Consider the following 15,825-nt stretch of genomic DNA (forward strand, 5'->3'; position numbering starts at 1 on the left):
CGAAAGACATACCATGGCACTGTTTGACTGGCACAAGCACTTTGATCCCGTTCTTTCCTACCTGAACGAAACCGGTAACACCCGGTGGACCACAGCCCTGAAAGAACAACTCACTCGACGGTTTGAGGACAACCCCCACGGCGATATGGAACGCTGGCACAACGCACTGCAGTCCTTGCCAGATGTTGCCGATGCCAGGGTCGACCTGAATCGGTCTGCAATCACGTTGACCAGCCCCAGCGGCCTGGATCCAGACGCCATGACCCGCCTTGAGAACGGATTGCGGGGACTGATGCCCTGGCGTAAGGGCCCGTTCGATTTTTTCGGTACCTACATTGACACCGAATGGCGATCAGACTGGAAATGGGACCGGGTAGCGCCGCATCTGGCGGATCTGGCCGGGCGCACCATTCTGGATGTGGGCTGCGGCTCCGGCTACCATTGCTGGCGCATGGCTGGAGCGGGGGCCAGGCAGGTGATCGGCATCGACCCGGGGCTGTTGTTCATGTTTCAGTTCCTGGCAGTCAAAGGGTATCTGGGCCAGGCTCCGGTCGATCTGCTCCCGGTGCGCATGGAAGACCTCCCGGCCGACATGGAATGCTTTGACACCACCTTCTCCATGGGCGTGCTGTATCATCGTCGTTCACCGCTGGACCATCTGCTGGAACTCAAGGGCACGCTGCGTCGCGGCGGCGAACTGGTGCTGGAAACCCTGGTTGTAGACGGCCCGGAGGGCTACAGCCTGATGCCCGAAGACCGTTACGGCCAGATGCGCAACGTCTGGTTCTTGCCGAGCTGCCCGACCCTGCTCCGGTGGCTGGACAGAACCGGGTTCCGCAACGCCCGGGTGGTAGACGTCAGTGAGACCACCACCGATGAGCAGCGCCAGACCGACTGGATGCGTTTCAATTCACTGGCGGACTTTCTGGACCCAGACAACCCCTCGAAAACCATTGAAGGCTACCCGGGCCCCAAGCGGGCGACACTGATCGCAGAAAAGCCCTGACACCCTGCACCAGAAAACCGGCACAAAAAAACCGCCTGGGGCATCCACCACAGGCGGTTTTTATTAGCTTCTGAACTTACTCTCCGAACGGATGCCGCAGAGTAATGGTTTCCACACGATCCGGACCGGTGGAAATAATATCAATCGGCGCCTCAATCTGCTCTTCCAAGAAGCGGATATAGGCCTTGGCGTTCTCCGGCAGCTGATCCACGCTGGTCAGGCCAACCGTGCTCTCGCTCCAGCCCGGCAGCTCCTCATACACCGGCTCGATATCGCTGTAGCTGTCGCAGCCGATGGGGGGACGGGTGATTTCGCCGTTCGGAGTCTTGTAGCCAATACACACCTTCACCGTTTCCAGACCGTCCAGAACGTCCAGCTTGGTCAGGCAGATACCGGACACACTGTTGATCTGGATAGCATGGCGCAGAGCGACCGCATCAAACCAGCCACAACGGCGGGAACGACCTGTGGTGGTGCCCACTTCGTTGCCCTTGACGGCGAGGTGCTTGCCCATGTCGTCAAACAGTTCGGTCGGGAACGGGCCGGAACCTACCCGGGTCGTGTAGGCCTTGGTGATACCCAGTACATAGTCCAGATACAGCGGACCAAAACCGGAGCCTGTAGCGGTGCCGCCAGCGGTGGTATTGGAGGAAGTCACGTACGGATAGGTACCCAGGTCGATATCCAGCAACGAGCCCTGAGCGCCTTCGAACAGGATGTGCTCTCCGCGCTTGCGGTAGTCGTGCAAAATATCGGTTACGTCTGCGGCCATGGGCAGGATTTCCTCGCCCATCTGTCTGAGTTCTTCCAGGGCCGCATCGATATCCTCGGCCTCTTCCTTGAAGTACTCGGTGAGAACGAAGTTGTGGTACGACATGATTTCCCGCAGCTTGATCTCGAAATCGGCGGGGTTGCACAGGTCACCCAACCGAACACCCCGGCGGGAAACCTTATCCTCATACGCAGGGCCAATTCCCCGGCCGGTGGTACCAATCTTGTCATTGCCACGGGCACGTTCGCGGGCCTGATCAATACGCACGTGGGTGCGCAGGATGATCGGGCAAGCCAGGCTGATTTTCAGGCGGTCACGAACGGCAACACCGTTAGCCTCCAGCTCCCGCACTTCTTTCAGCAGGGCTTCCGGCGACAGCACCACACCGTTACCGATGAGGCACTGGACATCCTGCCGCAGTATGCCGGACGGAATCAGGTGCAGAGCCGTCTTCTTACCTTCGATCACCAGTGTGTGACCGGCATTATGCCCGCCCTGAAAGCGGACAACGGCAGCCACCTTGTCTGTCAGAAGGTCAACAATCTTGCCCTTGCCTTCATCACCCCACTGGGTGCCCAGCACAACTACGTTTTTACCCATGATTCTCTCTCAATTCAGACGGGCCAGAAGCACACGCCCTGAAGATTTACCCCGGAAATTAAACAAAAACGGCTCAGGCGATGGTTTCTACCACCCATTGGCCATCACGATTCACCAGTTGACGGTCACACCCCCGCTCGGAAGGATCCGTCTCACGATCATCCGGCAATGCCCGGATCACCGTTTCAGTCATTCTCAGGCCGGAAATCACGCCTTCCAGCCTGGCATCGTTGTCCGCTGGCGCCCATATGGCTCCGGCTTTACGGAACGGGCGTTCGCCCAGCGACACCAGTGCACGGATATCCAGACTGAACCCGGTGGCAGGCCGCGCGCGACCAAAGTCACTGCCAATAGCGTCATATCGGCCACCTTTCGCCACAGCATCGCCATGGCCCGGCACATAGGCCGCAAAGACCAAACCGGTGTGATAGTTGTATCCGCGCAATTCACAAAAGTCGAAGCCCAGGCTGACTTCCGGAAAATCGCGGTTCAACATGTCCGCCACGCGGGCAAGTTGATCCAGCGCCGCATCAATAGCACCGGAGGCGCCACTGAGAATTTCCCGGGCATCGGCCAGGGATTCTACCCCACCGCTGACTCTGGCCAACTGGCGCAACCTGAAACCGGCAGAGCCCGGCACACACTCACCCAGCAGGCGATCCAGCTCGGGTACGGACTTGCGTGCCATGGCATCAAACACCGCCGCTTCGGTATCACGATCAAATCCGGCGTCAGAAACCAGGCTTTCATAGATTGAAACGTGAGCCAGGTCCAGATGCAGCCTGGGCAAACCGGCCACCCGCAGGGTTTCCAGCATCAGACTGATCACTTCCATATCGGCCGCTTCGGAGCCACTACCGAAAAGCTCGCAACCGGCCTGAATCGGTGTGCGCCCGGTCAGCATGTGGCGAGGCCGGGTATGCAGCACATGACCGGCATAACACAACCGGGTAATGCCATCCTGGCCCAGGGTATGCGCGTCTATGCGGGCAGCCTGGGGCGTCATATCGGCGCGAACACCCATCATCCGACCGGTCAGCTGATCGGTCAGTTTGAACGTCTGCAGTTCCAGGTCGTGACCTGTACCGGTAAACAGGGATTCGAGATATTCAATCAGCGGAGGAATAACCAGCTGGTAGCCCCAGCGCTGGCAGGTATCCATAACATCCCGGCGCAGGGACTCGATCCGCCCGGCCAGCGGCGGCAGAATGTCCTCTACCCCGTCAGGCAGTAACCAGCGATCAGATACAGTCATGAGATTCTGTTGTCCGTTTCTCCCGCGCTGGCCATAGGACCAGGGGGTAACTCAGGATTTAGGCGCTCGGGCTCAGAAAACCCGACACAAAACCGCCAGAATTTTACACGGTTGGCAGGCACAAAAAAACCGGAATCCAGGGGTTCAGTAAAAATTCCCCGCAGATTCCGGCTTGGCTGGTGTCAGCCGGATCAGTTAGCGCCGGCAGGACTCTTCAGGAACTTCATAAAGTCACTGTCAGAATCAATCACCATGATGTCGTCCTTGCTGGAGAAGGTATTCTGGTACGCCTGCAGGCTGCGGTAGAAGCTGTAGAACTCCTCGTTGGCACCGTAGGCCTGAGCATAAATGGCGGCCGCTTCCCCGTCACCTTCACCACGAGTGGTTTCGGCTTCCGCAAAGGCGTTGGCCAGAATCACCGTTTGCTGACGGTCGGCATCAGCACGGATACCCTCGGCCAGCTCCTGCCCCCGGGAACGGAATTCCTGGGCCAGCTTCTGGCGCTCCGTGGCCATCCGCCGATAGACGTTCTCGCTCACCTGCCCGGGGAACTCGATGGCTTTCACCCGAATATCCAGGACTTCGATGCCAAACTCCTTGATGGAGGTCTCGTTGACCCGATCACGTAGCGTGTGCATCAGCTCGTCCCGCTGACCGGACACCACCTCATGCATGGTACGGATACCGAATTCATCCCGGAGACCGTTGTCCACGCGAGACAGGATCAGGGTCTGCGCACGGAACTCATCGCCACCCGTGGCGCGATAGAACTGATCCACGTTAAGGATCTTCCAGGCAACATAAGAATCCACATCCAGCGGCTTCTTCTCAACCGTCAGATACTGGCGGGAAGGCAGATCCATCGTCAGCACCCGGATATCAAACTCCCTGATCTGGTCAATAACCGGCACTTTGAAATGCAGGCCAGCCTGAATATTGGTTTCAACCAGCTCCCCGAAGCGAAGTTTCACGCCCCGATGGGTCTCAGGAATGATGTAAACACTGGACAGCACGAGCAGGACAACAATAAGGGCGCCTGCAAGGCCCACTACACCTTTAGGTCCCATAACTTATCTGCTCCTCCGGGTATTGGTGTCCTGGCGGGTGCGCAGCTCCTGCAACACCTGATCGGTCAGGGTCTGGATATCCACCTGTTGGCCACTGCTGCCGGACATCCGGCTGCCAGATGACGACAGCGAACCCTGCGTCAGACGATCCAGAGGCAGATACATCATGTTGCCGCTGCTCTCGGTATCGACAAGGATTTTGCTGCTGTTACCCAGCACCTGCTCCAGTGCCTGAATATACATGCGCTCACGGGTAACGACCGGGGCCTGCTCATACACGGCCAGCAGCTGGTTAAAGCGTGCAGTTTCACCGCGTGCCCGCTCGATTACTTCCTGCTTGTACGCGTTGGCTTCCTCAATCATGCGCTGTGCCTGACCTCGGGCCTCGGGAACAATCTTGTTGCGGTAGGTTTCCGCTTCTTCCTTCAGACGCTGCTCATCCTCGCGAGCACGCTGAACCTCACGGAACGCGTCCTGTACCGGCGCTGGAGGCTGGGTGCTCTCGACGTTGACCCGGACAATCTCGAGACCGGTTCCGTAATCTCTCAGGAAGCTCTGCAGGCGCTGCTCAACCCGCACGGCGAGCTCCGCCCGACCTTCAGTCAGTACGTCATCCAGGGACGAACTACCGACCTCATGCCGCAGGGCACTATCGGTGGCAAATGCCAGGGCCTGGTTGGAATCCCGTACATTCAGCACGTACGCCCGGGCATCACCCACGCGATACTGGACCTGAAGATCCACGGTCACCAGGTTTTCATCCTGGGTCAGCATCTGGCCGGAGGACTCAGCGGTACGGATACTGGTAACGCGAACCTTGTTGACGGTGTCAATCAAGGGCACCTTGAAGCGGAGACCCGGCTCCTCGGTACGGTTATATTCACCGAAGCGCAGCACAACCGCCCGCTCCTGTTCATCAACCGTATAGAACGACTGGTAGATGACATAGCCCGCGACCAGGATGGCCGCAATGGCCAGAATGGCACCAAAACCACCTGCGCTGCCGCCGGAGCTACTGCCACCACCAGAATGACCGCCTTTGCCGCCAAGCATGCGATTGAGCTTGTCGAGCCCTTTTTTCAGCGCTTCGTCGAGGTCTGGCGGCCCCTGATCATTGCCGCGACGACCACCACCGGTTCCCCAGGGATCGTTGTCGTTACGGTTTCCACCCGGTTCATTCCAGGCCATAGTTCTCTCCGTTCGTGTTTAATCGAATGGCTGCAAATACTAGGGATTTATCAAGGCCCCGGCAATAGCAGGGGCCGTTCAGACCGGCCGGCTTTCCAACCGGATCACGTCTTCACGCACACCGGCACGGCTCAAAAGCTGCAGCCAGTCCCGGTTCTGCAACCGGACTTCCAGTACCTGATCGCCGTTGTCGCAATGCTCTTCGCTCAGAACCGAACCAGCCTCGTGCAGCAGCGCTCTGAGCTTGCCATCGGCCGGACCCAGACGCACAAAGTGGTGCACGACATCCTCTGCCAGACGCTCGACGATGGCGTCAAACAGCAGCGGCAGGCCCTCACCACTTACGGCCGACACCCAGGCTCGCACCGGCAATCCTTCTTCGTTGCGATCAATGCGGGGCTCAAAACCATCAAGCAGATCAATCTTGTTGAACACCTGTAGCATCGGAATCTCATCAGCTCCGATTTCGGCCAGCACGCTTTCCACCTGCTCGATGTTTTCATCCCGGCGGCTGTCGTGACAGTCGATCACATGCAACAGCAACGTGGCCTGTGTGGTTTCTTCCAGCGTCGCCCGGAAGGCCTCCACCAGCTTGTGCGGCAAATGCCGGATGAAGCCCACCGTATCGGCCATTACGACCGGTCCGATGTCGGGAAGTTCCAGCCGGCGCAAGGTCGGATCCAGGGTCGCGAATAACTGGTCTGCTGCATATACGCTGGAAGTGGTAATTCGGTTGAACAGCGTGGACTTGCCGGCGTTGGTATAACCCACCAGCGACAACGTAGGTATGTCGGCACGCTTGCGGGCGCGGCGCCCCTGATCCCGTTGCTTGCGGACCTTTTCCAGACGCCGGTGAATGGATTTGATGCGTTCGCGCAACAGCCGGCGGTCGGTTTCGAGCTGGGTTTCACCCGGCCCTCGCAAACCGATACCACCCTTCTGGCGTTCGAGGTGAGTCCAGCCCCGTACCAGCCGGGTAGACATATGCTCCAGCTGCGCCAGTTCCACCTGCAGCTTGCCCTCGTGGGTCCGGGCCCGCTGCGCAAAGATATCCAGGATCACGCCCGTGCGATCAAGCACCCGGCACTTGAGCTCGCGCTCAATGTTACGTTCCTGGCTCGGGCTCAAGGCATGATTGAACAGCACCACATCGGCCTCGGAGGCAGCCACCGCATCCCGGATTTCCTCAAGCTTGCCCTCTCCCACAAAAAAACGCGGGCTGGGCTGCTTCCGGGTGCCGGTTACCGTAGCAACCGGCTCTACGCCGGCGGAGGTCACCAGTTCCCGGAACTCTCCCGGATCTTCGGTATCGTCATGGGCGGTAAAATCAATGTGAACGAGAACCGCCCGTTCTCCGACATCTGGACGCTCAAACAAGTTTCATCAACTCCATAAACACAAACACCCGCGACCATTCAAGCACATAGGCTGTCCTGGAGCGCGGGTGTGAAAGCGGGAAAAGCAGGCGTTATCAGTCTTCTGACTCACCTTCACCTGCCGGGTTCTGCTGCGGTAGCCGGACGTTACGAGCAGGAACCACAGTGGAAATAGCGTGCTTGTAAACCATCTGGCTCACCGTGTTCTTGAGAAGAATCACGAACTGGTCAAAAGACTCAATCTGGCCCTGAAGCTTGATACCATTGACCAGAAAGATGGAAACCGGAATGCGTTCCTTGCGCAAGGCATTGAGGTAAGGGTCTTGTAAAGAGTGCCCTTTTGACATGTGTTTTCTCCTGTTTATAAGTAAATGCAGATCGTCATTATTCAAAGTTAAATGTGGTGTGAAGCCCGGATTTTTTCAAGGTATCCAGCACCACTTGCGGGTCGGCGGAGTCCAGCCAGTGCACATCTCGCCATTTTCGCAACCAGGTAAGCTGCCGTTTCGCCAACTGACGGGTAGCGGCAACGCCCTTGGCAACAAAGCTGTCGTAATCCTCGTTGCCTGACAGGTAATCCCAGGCCTGTCGATAACCCACGCAACGCATCGAGGGAAGATCGGGGCTGAGATCACCCCGCGCCATCAAGGCACGGACTTCATCAAGGAAGCCTGCTTCCAGCATTGCCAGAAACCGTTTCTGTATCCGCGAATGCAGCACAGAGCGCTCGGCAGGCGCCAGGGCAAACTGAAAAACAGTATACGGCAGGCCAGCGCTTTCGTCTGCCTGCCAGCTGGTAAAATACGTGTAATCCTCAATACCAGACTGCGGATGTTGCCCGGAAGTTCCCGATTCTGACTGCCAGAACGAGGAGATCGGCTTATCTGTAAGCCGGATCACCTCAATGGCCCGCATCAGTCGCTGGCGATTGTTGGGATGAATCAGGCGCGCAGCGTCGGGATCTTTTTCTGCCAACTCCTCATGAAGGGCGCCCCAGCCATCGCGTTCGGCTTCCCGCTCAATTTCTGCCCGCAGCGCCTGATTTGCCGAAGGCAGATTCGACATGCCATGCAGCAACGCCTTGAAGTACATCATGGTGCCACCCACCAGCAACGGGATCCGGCCACGGCCAGATATCTCGCTCATGGCCGCCAACGCATCGCGGCGAAAATCCGCCGCGGAATAGGTCTCCGCCGGATCACAGATATCGATCAATCGATGTGGTGCCAGGGCGAGTTCTTCAGGCGAAGGTTTGGCAGTGCCAATGTCCATGCCACGATAAACCATCGCGGAATCCACACTGATGATCTCACAGGGCAACGTACGGCAGAGCTCAATGGCAAGATCGGTCTTGCCAGACGCAGTCGGCCCCATCAGAAAGATCGTTGGCGGCAATGAACCCTGTTGGGAGCGGCTATCAGGAATCACCGCTTAGCGCCCCCGTAGAAACAGCTTGTCCAGTTCAGACAGGGTGACCAGGGTCCAGGTGGGCCGGCCATGATTGCACTGTCCGCTGCGTTCCGTTGCTTCCATATCGCGCAGCAACGAATTCATTTCTGGAATCGTGAGCTGTCGGTTTGCCCGCACCGACCCATGGCAGGCCATGGTGCCGAGCAATTCATGGGTGACCGCTTCAACACGATCACTCTGGCCGTGCTCAATCAGATCTGCCAGCACATCGCGCACCAGCTGCTCGGTGTCTGCCCCTCGAAGCAATGCCGGGATCTGCCGCACTGCCAACGTCTCGGGCCCGATACGCTCAATCTGCAGACCAAGGTGCTGCAGCTCTTCACCATGGCTCTCCGCAAGCGCCGCCTCTTTCTGGCTCACTGCTAGTGACAGGGGCACCAGCAAAGGCTGGCTCTTAAGATCCTGTTCGACCAGGGCCCGCTTCATGCGCTCATAAGTAATACGCTCATGGGCGGCATGCATATCCACCACGATCAGGCCGGCACGGCTCTGGGCCAGAATGTAGATTCCGTGCAGCTGGGCAATCGCATAACCCAGTGGCGGCTCTTCCGCATCATCCCTGGGCGGCGTAACCGAAGCTGACGCCGCTGGCATTTCTGCCCGGGCAACAGGGGTTGAAACACCGCCACCCTCATTCAACGACTGGTAAAACGCCATCTGATCACTGGCCCGCCACTCCTGCTGGGGTGACTGCCCGGGCGACGACGGATAAGCCTCAGTGCGTGACTGTGTGGGCCAGGGTCCCGATGTACCCGGGGCACTGAAACCGCCAGCCGAATGCTCGGGTTCAACAACCGCAGACTCACGACCAAAGGATTGGGCCGCCGCCCCACGGAGATGATCGTCCGGGCGTACATCCGCCAGGGCTCGATGCAGAGTCCGGAAAATAAAATCGTGAACCAGCCGGCCGTCGCGGAACCGAACCTCATGCTTGGTTGGGTGAACGTTGACATCCACCGTAGCCGGATCTACCTCCAGGTACAGCACAAATGCAGGGTGACGGTTGTTGTACAGAACGTCCCGGTAGGCCTGGCGAACTGCATGGGCGACCAGTTTGTCCCGGATCACCCGGCCATTCACAAAAAAGTACTGCAGATCTGCCTGACTGCGGGAAAAGGTCGGCAGCGCCACCCAACCCCAAAGGCGCAACCCGGTGGCCTCGGCATCAATAACCACCGCATTGTCGATAAACTGCTGGCCACACAGCGAACCAATCCGACGTTCCTTGTCCAGATCCGTCTCAGCAGGGCGCAGGCTTTGCACCACTCTCTGGTTATGACGCAGGGTAAAACCGGTATCGAACCGACTCAGAGCCTGACGGCGAACACACTCTTCAACGTGGTTGAATTCGGTTTTTTCCGTGCGCAGGAATTTGCGGCGGGCAGGAGTATTGAAAAATAGATCCCTCACTTCAACCGTGGTACCCACGGGATGGGCCGCCGGTGAGATGCGAGCATCCATGTCGCGGCCTTCCACCTCAACACGGGCCGCCGCTTCCTGCAACTCGGTACGGGAGGTGAGGGTCAGGCGTGACACGGAGCTGATACTGGCCAATGCCTCACCCCGGAATCCCAGAGAGGCCACAGCCTCAAGATCATCCAGGGTCAGGATTTTGCTGGTGGCATGCCGGCTCAGGGCCAGAGGCAGGTCCGCCTCTTCAATACCGGAGCCGTCGTCACGCACCCGGATCAGTTTTGCCCCACCCTGCTCGATCTCCACATCGACGCGCGAGGCCCCGGCATCCAGGGCATTTTCAACCAGCTCTTTAACAACAGAAGCAGGACGTTCTACCACCTCCCCGGCAGCAATCTGGTTGGCAAGCCGGGGGGACAGTAACTGGATGTGGGGCATATCCGGGGACTACCTCTTGATCAGGATGAGGGGATGCGAATGGTTTGCCCTACCATAACACGATCATCGTTCATCCCGTTAAAGCGCATCAGCTCGCTGACGGTGGTCTGATTCTCCCGGGCAACGCCCGAGAGAGTATCACCTCGCTGTATCCGGTACTGGCTGACGTCGGTGCCACCCCGGTTTTGCTGTTTTTCCCAGGCCAGCAACGTGCCGGGAGGTGGTGTGCGACGAAAATACTGCTCGATGCCATCGAAAATGGCGTTGGCCAGCTTGTTGCGGTACCACTCGGACGCAAGATTCTTCTCTTCGGTCGGATTCGAGATGAAACCGGCCTCCACCAGAATCGAGGGGATGTCCGGCGACTTCAAAACCACAAATGCCGCCTGCTCCACCCCCTGTTTGTGAAGCTTGGCCACACGGCCCAACCGGCCCAGCACGGAATCTCCAACCCCCAGACTGGCGTTGATACTTGCGGTCATGGAGAGATCCAGCAATACCCCGGCCAGCATGTCATCACGGCCATCCAGAGAGACACCGCCGGCACCACCGATCAAATCTGAACGGTTCTCGCTCTGGGCGAGCCATCGAGCCGTTTCACTGGTGGCACCGCGCTGAGACAGCGCGAAGACGGATGCTCCCCGTGGCTGCGGCGTTCTGAAGGCATCGGCGTGCACCGACACGAACAGATCCGCGTTGTACTTGCGGGCCAGCAAGGTGCGGTTCCGCAAGCCCACGTAATAATCGCCTGTCCGAGTAAGCTTGGCAGTGAACCCTTTCTGCTGGTTGATCAGATCGGCCAGACGCTTTGCCATTCTCAGCACGACATCCTTTTCCCGGGTCCCCCGGGGCCCGATTGCGCCCGGATCTTCGCCGCCATGACCGGCGTCGATAACCACGATAATGTCACGCTTACCGGCAGAATCCTGGGTCACCGTCGGGCTCGTCGCCCGATCGAGACGGCTGCCCTGTTCGTCAATCAAATCGACCACCAGACGATGGCCATACTGCTGATTCGGCTCCAGCACAAAGCTGCGAGGCTTGATATCACTTTTCAGATCCAGCACCACCCGCAAATCGTTACCATTCCTTGGCGCGCTGCGAATACGCTGAATGGGGCTGCCGGAAAGGTCGACCTTGCTGAAATCCGTGCCGAGAGCAGCATCCTTCAGATCAATAACCAGCCGGGACGGTCCACTCAGAGAGAATACGTTGTGCTCAACCAGACCGGCAGTGTCCAGCACCAGGCGGGTATGATCCGGAGCCGGCCACAAACGCACCCCCTCGACACGGGTACCGGCCAAAACTGTACTGGCTGAAAGCAACAGCGCCATAATCACCAAGATTTTCATGAATCCGGCCCTATCAGTTCTATTTCATTAAGCAAGGAAGCCCCAAGCTCCGAACGGGCGCGCAATACCACAGAGCGCCCCTGACCTTCCCGTTCAAGATGGATTTCCAGATCCGGATCAGGCAAGACTCCCTGACCACGCTCCGGCCACTCAATAATCCGGATGCTCTGGCTGGCAAAATAATCCCGGATTCCCATGTATTCCAGTTCCTCGGGGTCACCCAGCCGGTACAGATCAAAATGGTACACCGGTGGTTCCAGGTGTTCGTAGGGTTCAACCAGTGTATAGGTCGGGCTCTTGACGGCACCCTCGTGGCCAAGCCCTCTCATAACACCACGGCTCAGGGTCGTCTTGCCCATCCCCAATTCGCCGTCGAGAAAAACGGTGAGGCCTTCCCGGGCATGACTGGCCAACCGGGCCAACTCACCACCAAGTTTTTCCGTCTCGGCCTCATCTTCCAGAAACAACCGGCGTTCATTACCAAAAATACTCATCGATTCCCCCGGCCACTAAAACATTCAGGCCGCTCCGACCTTACCAGCACCTGTGGCACGGCTTCGATCACATCAGCCGGGAGCAGCCCCATATAGCCTTTATTCTGCCCCGCCTCATCCGCGGCCGCCAGATGTAAAGCCGCTGAAGCCATTACCGCCTGACGGGCGGACGGAATTTGCCCGAGAAATGCCCCCAGGATGCCCGACAGCACATCGCCCATGCCCCCTGTCGCCATCCCCGGATTACCGCCCGGTATTATGCCGGGCACTCCGCTGCCGGTGGCAACAACCGTACCCGCACCTTTGAGCAGGACAATGCCATGCCACAGCTTCTGTATGCGTGCTGCCGCTCCCATCCTGTCCGCCTCGACTTCCTGAACACTGCAGCCCAGCAGCCTGGCCGCTTCTCCCGGGTGGGGCGTCAGCACATGGTTGTCCGCCGGTGCCGGGGCGCGGTCGGCCATGATGTTGAGTGCATCTGCGTCCAACACTCTGGGCTTGCCACTGGCAATAACCTGCTGCAGCATTTGCTGTCCCCAGGCGGACTGGCCGATCCCGGGTCCGCAGACCACGACATCGGGTTTCTCCAGTAAAGCCGGCAACTCAGACCCGTGGGTTACACCCCTGACCATCAACGACGGACAACGAGCCAGCGCAGCGGTAACGTATTCCGGCCGGGTGGCCAATGACACCAACCCGGCGCCGGCCCTGGAGGCCGCCTCTGCAGCCATGATACCCGCCCCGCCGAAACCGTGATCTCCCGCCACCACCAGGACATGACCGAACATGCCCTTGTGGGCGTTAGCGGGGCGTTCCGGCAACCAGGACTGGCATCGCGCCCAGGGATAAAGCTCGGCCAAGGGCATTTCCCCGCTCTGCTGACCGGCGTTAATCACCCCCAGCGCTTCAAACATTACCTGACCACAGACACCCGCGCCTGCGCCGGTGAAGAGGCCACTCTTGGCGCCGATAAAAGTGACCGTCACATCGGCATGCACCACATCCCCTGTCGCGGCACCGGTTGTGGCATCCAGGCCGGACGGCAAATCCACCGCCAACACAGGCTTTCCGGATTGGTTCAACTGACCAATAACATTGGCAAAGGGCTCCCTGGGCGCGCCGGTTACTCCGGTACCGAGCATGGCATCTACCACCACCGCAGCGCTATCCATCCGCGCTTGCAAATCGGCATCGGACAGGGCACTGCCTTCAAGAATCTCGACACCATCGGCCCGGGCTTTCTGGCACGCAGACCGGGCGTCGCCCGTGAGCTTTTCCGTCGGCGCCACGGCAACACACGCCACATCAATGCCATGACGCTTAGCGTTGGCGGCCACCAGGTAACCATCACCGCCATTATTGCCAGCTCCGCACAACACAAGCACAGGCTGCGCACCAGGCCAGAATGCCACCAGATGGCGGAACGCCGATCTGGCTGCCGTTTGCATCAATTCGAAGCCATCCACCCCCTGCTGTTCAATCAGATAGCGATCCATCGCCCGCACCGAGTCGGCGGAATAGAGCGCTTCTGGTAGACTGTGCTCGGAAACAGAGGGCATTTGCCGGGAACTCCCAGATACAGAAACCGGTTTAAGAAAATTGGCCAGATACCTGTAAAGCATAGCAAAACAGGAAAAAAGGTCATAACTTAATCAAATTAAATCTTCGCAGGGCCGCACCTGCCAGCAGTCCACTATGGCCGTTACTCCAGAACACCCAGCTTCAGAAACGCTCCATACAGAGCTCGCGGACCTGCCTGCACAGATCCGCCGTTGGGCACGGGAGCTGGGCTTTTCCGATGCCGGGATTACCCAGGCGGAGACGGGGCCTCACGCTGAACGCCTGCAGCGCTGGCTGGCAGCAGGTTACCACGGCCAGATGGCCTACATGGCCGACCATGGCGACAAACGTTACACACCCGACTCCCTGGTACCCGGGACCACCCGCGTCATTTCCGTCCGCCTGGATTACCTGCCAGCACCAGACAACCCGAAACAAGTGCTTACTGACCGGGAACGGGCCTACGTTACTCGCTACGCCCTGGGGCGCGACTACCACAAACTGATGCGCAAACGCCTGGCCACGCTGGCAAAATGGATTGACGAGGCTGTCAGCGGCTATGACTACCGGGCATTTGTCGACAGCGCGCCGGTACTTGAGCGCGGACTGGCGCAACGGGCCGGACTGGGTTGGATTGGCAAAAACAACATGCTGATTCACCCCAAAGCCGGTTCGTTCTTTTTTCTGGGAGAAATCTTCACCAGTGCGCCCCTGCCCCTGGATGCATCGTTCGACAGCCAACACTGCGGCTCTTGCGCTGCCTGCCTGGACGTATGCCCAACCGACGCCTTTGTAGGCCCTCACTTACTGGATGCCCGGCGCTGCATCAGCTATCTCACTATTGAACTGAAAGGGCCGATCCCGGAGGAGCTGCGTTCAAAAATGGGCAATCGGGTATTCGGCTGCGACGATTGCCAGCTGGTCTGCCCCTGGAACAAGTTCAACAAGCCCACCGACGAGGAAGACTTCAAACCGAGGCATGGTCTGGACAATTCATCCCTGGCGGAGCTGTTCCTGTGGACCGAGCAGGAGTTTCTGGAGCGCACGGAAGGGTCAGCAATCCGGCGCACCGGCTATGAAAGCTGGCTCAGGAATCTGGCGGTGGGACTGGGCAACGCCCCCAGCACCATTCCGGTGGTGGAGGCACTCAAAGCCCGGGCCGACCACCCGTCGGAACTGGTCCGCGAGCACGTGGCCTGGGCCTTGAAACAGCACGGACTATAGCTTGAAGAAATGATCCCGGTAGTGACGCAGTTCATTGATGGAGTCACGGATATCGTCCAGAGCCAGATGACTGCCCTGTTTCTTGACTCCTTCCAGCACGTCCGGGCGCCAGCGGCGGGCCAGCTCCTTTACCGTTGAGACATCGAGATTGCGGTAGTGGAAGAAGGCTTCCAGTTTGGGCATGTATTTCACCAGAAACCGCCGATCCTGACCAATACTGTTGCCACAGAGCGGGGATTGTCCTGGCTCCAGATGTTTGCCCAGAAACTCGAGGGTTTGCTGCTCGGCCTCTGCCTCGCTGATGGTACTCTCTTTGACCCGTTGGGTCAGACCACTGGCACCATGGGTGCGGGTACACCATTCATCCATCTGCTCCAGCAGGCTGTCGGGTTGGTGAATGGCAATCACCGGCCCCTCTGCCACGATATTCAGCTGGGAGTCGGTGATGATGCTGGCCATCTCGATAATGCGTTCTTGCTCGGGATCCAGACCGGTCATTTCCAGGTCAATCCAGATCAGGCGGTCGCCGTTACTCATCTCGCTGTTACCTATGCCGTTTTGTCGGGTGGATGAAGTTCTGTGTATTGTCCACGATTCACGTATGATGTGA

At 58.7% G+C, this 15,825-nt stretch carries 14 protein-coding genes; 2 read left to right on the top strand and 12 right to left on the bottom strand.

Annotated features, from left to right (window positions below; genetic code table 11):
- Nucleotides 1-13: 13 nt before the first annotated feature.
- Nucleotides 14-1,006 (top strand): tRNA 5-methoxyuridine(34)/uridine 5-oxyacetic acid(34) synthase CmoB, encoded by a 993-nt coding sequence (gene cmoB / locus Q674_RS32355; protein ID WP_011786208.1) that lies wholly within the window; start codon nt 14-16, stop codon nt 1,004-1,006.
- Between the two features lie 76 nt (nt 1,007-1,082).
- Here cmoB and Q674_RS32360 read toward each other — a convergent pair whose 3' ends face one another.
- The 11 genes from Q674_RS32360 to Q674_RS32410 form a co-directional block, all read right to left on the bottom strand.
- Entirely contained in the window at nt 1,083-2,378 is a 1,296-nt protein-coding gene (locus Q674_RS32360; protein ID WP_011786209.1) for an adenylosuccinate synthase, read from the bottom strand.
- A gap of 73 nt (nt 2,379-2,451) precedes the next feature.
- The gene (locus tag Q674_RS32365; RefSeq protein WP_011786210.1) at nt 2,452-3,633 is read right to left on the bottom strand and encodes an ATP phosphoribosyltransferase regulatory subunit; all 1,182 of its coding nucleotides are present in this window, start codon (nt 3,631-3,633) and stop codon (nt 2,452-2,454) included.
- A 191-nt stretch (nt 3,634-3,824) separates the two neighbouring features.
- Complete coding sequence (gene hflC, locus Q674_RS32370; RefSeq protein ID WP_011786211.1) at nt 3,825-4,700, bottom strand: protease modulator HflC; 876 nt, start codon at nt 4,698-4,700, stop codon at nt 3,825-3,827.
- 3 nt (nt 4,701-4,703) lie between these two features.
- Complete coding sequence (gene hflK, locus Q674_RS32375; RefSeq protein ID WP_011786212.1) at nt 4,704-5,888, bottom strand: FtsH protease activity modulator HflK; 1,185 nt, start codon at nt 5,886-5,888, stop codon at nt 4,704-4,706.
- Between the two features lie 78 nt (nt 5,889-5,966).
- Nucleotides 5,967-7,265: a ribosome rescue GTPase HflX gene (gene hflX, locus Q674_RS32380; RefSeq protein WP_011786213.1), complete on the bottom strand. Its 1,299-nt coding sequence runs from the start codon at nt 7,263-7,265 to the stop codon at nt 5,967-5,969.
- Nucleotides 7,266-7,359: 94 nt separating this feature from the next.
- Entirely contained in the window at nt 7,360-7,611 is a 252-nt protein-coding gene (gene hfq / locus Q674_RS32385; protein ID WP_011786214.1) for an RNA chaperone Hfq, read from the bottom strand.
- 37 nt (nt 7,612-7,648) lie between these two features.
- Nucleotides 7,649-8,638, bottom strand: a complete 990-nt coding sequence (gene miaA, locus Q674_RS32390) for a tRNA (adenosine(37)-N6)-dimethylallyltransferase MiaA (protein WP_023009094.1) — start codon at nt 8,636-8,638, stop codon at nt 7,649-7,651.
- Nucleotides 8,639-8,695: 57 nt separating this feature from the next.
- Nucleotides 8,696-10,585 (bottom strand): DNA mismatch repair endonuclease MutL, encoded by a 1,890-nt coding sequence (gene mutL / locus Q674_RS32395; protein ID WP_014422152.1) that lies wholly within the window; start codon nt 10,583-10,585, stop codon nt 8,696-8,698.
- A 20-nt stretch (nt 10,586-10,605) separates the two neighbouring features.
- On the bottom strand, nt 10,606-11,937 hold the full coding sequence (locus Q674_RS32400; RefSeq protein ID WP_014422153.1) for an N-acetylmuramoyl-L-alanine amidase: 1,332 nt from the start codon (nt 11,935-11,937) through the stop codon (nt 10,606-10,608).
- Nucleotides 11,934-12,431, bottom strand: a complete 498-nt coding sequence (gene tsaE, locus Q674_RS32405; protein WP_011786218.1) for a tRNA (adenosine(37)-N6)-threonylcarbamoyltransferase complex ATPase subunit type 1 TsaE — start codon at nt 12,429-12,431, stop codon at nt 11,934-11,936. Before tsaE ends, Q674_RS32400 begins: the two co-directional genes overlap by 4 nt.
- Entirely contained in the window at nt 12,428-13,990 is a 1,563-nt protein-coding gene (locus Q674_RS32410; RefSeq protein WP_031210196.1) for a bifunctional ADP-dependent NAD(P)H-hydrate dehydratase/NAD(P)H-hydrate epimerase, read from the bottom strand. Before Q674_RS32410 ends, tsaE begins: the two co-directional genes overlap by 4 nt.
- A 136-nt stretch (nt 13,991-14,126) precedes the next feature.
- Here Q674_RS32410 and queG point away from each other — a divergent pair, with 136 nt between their 5' ends.
- Complete coding sequence (queG, locus tag Q674_RS32415; protein WP_023009096.1) at nt 14,127-15,215, top strand: tRNA epoxyqueuosine(34) reductase QueG; 1,089 nt, start codon at nt 14,127-14,129, stop codon at nt 15,213-15,215.
- Here the strand turns inward: queG and orn are convergent.
- Nucleotides 15,210-15,752 carry an oligoribonuclease gene (gene orn, locus Q674_RS32420; protein ID WP_011786221.1) on the bottom strand — a complete coding sequence of 181 codons (543 nt, stop codon included), beginning with the start codon at nt 15,750-15,752 and terminating at the stop codon, nt 15,210-15,212. The two genes, queG and orn, sit on opposite strands and share 6 nt — an antisense overlap.
- Nucleotides 15,753-15,825 lie beyond the last annotated feature (73 nt).

The sequence above is a fragment of the Marinobacter sp. EVN1 genome (genome assembly GCF_000475375.1).
In the GTDB taxonomy this organism is placed as follows: Bacteria; Pseudomonadota; Gammaproteobacteria; order Pseudomonadales; family Oleiphilaceae; genus Marinobacter; species Marinobacter nauticus.